This window comes from Mesorhizobium sp. M2A.F.Ca.ET.037.01.1.1 (genome assembly GCF_003998075.1).
GTDB lineage: Bacteria > Pseudomonadota > Alphaproteobacteria > Rhizobiales > Rhizobiaceae > Mesorhizobium.
In genome coordinates this window covers 1-1,896 of sequence record NZ_RZSA01001146.1, presented here as the reverse complement: position 1 = coordinate 1,896, position 1,896 = coordinate 1, and the positions used below count along the sequence as shown (strand labels likewise).

Sequence of the window (1,896 nt, the reverse complement as noted above, 5' to 3'; positions counted from 1 at the left end):
GCGCCACCATCGTCTGGAAAGCGAAGATATCGGCCGTGGCAAAAGTGAAGCTCTGCGACCAGACGCGCCGGCCCGATGCCGTCTCGGTCAGAACCACGCGCGCCGTATTCCGTCCCGGCGGTTTCGACGCGGCCTTCGGTGATATAGTCCGCGCCGAGCCGCTCCGCCGTCGCCCGGATGTCCTCGCGCGAATGCTCTGCCAGGGCGAAGGCGGAATGGCGCGCCAGCACGGCGACGGTCTTGAAGTATGAAAGCGCGTTGGTGATTTCCTCGACCGCGCCGTCGAACAATGCCTTGGCGGTGGCGTCGGCGGGGTCCACATCAAACGGCAGCACCGCCACCGTAGGCTCCGCCCGCGCCGCGGCCGCCGCCGGCGGCTGCGCGGCCTCGGTCTCGGGAAGCTGGAAGAGGTAGCCCCGGCGCGGCACCGTGCGGATCAGCGCCTGCGCCTCGTCGCCAATCGATTTGCGCGCGTCGCGGATCGATTGCGTGAGCGAGTCCTCGGTGACGATGATGCCCGGCCAGACGGCCTGCAACAGCTCGTCCTTGCTCAGCACCCGTCCGGGATTGCGCGTCAGGAAGGCGAGCAGTTCCAGGGTTTTTGGCCGGACGGGCACAATCTCGCCGTCGCGCCGGAGCGTACCCCGGTCAAGATCGAGAACAGCGCCGCCAATCCGTAGCGCCAAGCCCTTGCCCCATCGACACGCCTGATTGCGCGGGGTTCATTGGGAGGGCAAATCCCGGCAAGGTCAAGCCCGAAACATGCCGAGCAGGCCAAGCCACGAACGGCGGCGCGCGGCGTTCGGCTCGACGCGAGCCTCGCCAGGCGCGGTCTCGTTGGGCGGCAGCAGGTATAGCCAGGCCAGCATCTCGTTGGCCTCGCCGCAGCAGGGTCCCGCGATGCCCGCGGAAAGCATGCTCAGCGCTTCACCCCGCGACAGCGACGTCGGTGCAAATGATATGTCAGTCCTCGCATGCATGATTGACCTCCGTGGCTGGCGTCATGTGCTGCCATGAACGCCATCATCGTCCCGAGGGCGTCCGTTTGTCCTGAAACAATCCTGATTTTTCGCTGAATCCGTCCGGCCTAGCGGCGCCACAAGGGCTTGGCGAGTTCGTCGCGCACCTGGTCCATCGTCAGGCCGATATCGCCGATGAGATGCGGCGTCTCGCGCGCCCTGATCGCAAGCTCGTGACGAAACCGCGCCCGCTCGCCCCATGCCGACAGCAGGTCGAACAGGCCGGGCCGCTGCTCGGCCGCGTGGGCGTCCGTCAGCGGTTCGCTGAGATGGAGCCGCACGGCGTCACGGAATTCGGATATGGTGTCGAGCATCGTTTTCATGGTCGGCTCCCTCGTTTGAACGCTGCCCCATGGATAAGGGCATGCGGGGAGCCTGAACCTTCGCCATGCGCCGAACCATCGGCCGCATGCAGTGTTTTGGGTCCTGCATTTGTAGTATTTTGATGGTTCTACGGTTGATCGCATCTATGCCCGCTGGCAGGACAAGCCATGAACCGCATCGTGACGACCTCGGAGGCGTTGTCGGACCGCGAGCGCGCGGTGGCGGAGAGGTTCGCCGCCGGCATGACCTATCGCGAGATCGGCGAGGCGCTGTTCATCGCGCCGTCCACCGTGCGCACCCATCTCGCGGCGATCTATGAAAAGCTAGGCGTGCGCAGCAAGGTCGCGCTCGCCATGCATATCAACGCCATCGCAGCAGCGCCGGCCATGTCGCCGAACGGGCCCGAAGCTTCGCCGATGCTGGCGATATTCCCTATCGAATGCCTGAGTGCCGACGAGCAATGGCGCCGTTTTGCCGACGGCTTGTCGTCGGACATTACCGTCGATCTTGCGCGCTACGCGGACCTGCCGGTCGTTGCCTTCCACACCATGAA

4 protein-coding genes are annotated in these 1,896 nt (G+C 65.4%); 1 reads left to right on the top strand and 3 read right to left on the bottom strand.

Annotated elements, in window-relative coordinates; all coding sequences use genetic code 11:
- From EOA27_RS34440 to EOA27_RS34430, 3 genes are all read right to left on the bottom strand, one after another.
- The coding region (locus EOA27_RS34440; RefSeq protein ID WP_189562257.1) for a winged helix-turn-helix domain-containing protein at positions 1-686 on the bottom strand (686 nt) is incomplete at its 3' end.
- A gap of 63 nt (positions 687-749) precedes the next feature.
- A complete protein-coding gene (locus EOA27_RS41180) occupies positions 750-980 on the bottom strand; it encodes a hypothetical protein (protein WP_126083336.1) in 231 nt (76 codons plus the stop codon).
- Positions 981-1,087: 107 nt separating this feature from the next.
- Complete coding sequence (locus tag EOA27_RS34430; RefSeq protein WP_126083335.1) at positions 1,088-1,342, bottom strand: DUF1127 domain-containing protein; 255 nt, start codon at positions 1,340-1,342, stop codon at positions 1,088-1,090.
- 168 nt (positions 1,343-1,510) lie between these two features.
- Here EOA27_RS34430 and EOA27_RS34425 point away from each other — a divergent pair.
- Positions 1,511-1,896: LuxR C-terminal-related transcriptional regulator (locus tag EOA27_RS34425; protein WP_245491277.1), on the top strand; the 386-nt coding region annotated here is incomplete at its 3' end.

Coding starts and splice junctions, on each gene's coding strand:
- EOA27_RS41180 (WP_126083336.1), bottom strand. CDS start 980: ATGCATGCGAGGACTGACATATCATTTGCACCGACGTCGCTGTCGCGG.
- EOA27_RS34430 (WP_126083335.1), bottom strand. CDS start 1,342: ATGAAAACGATGCTCGACACCATATCCGAATTCCGTGACGCCGTGCGG.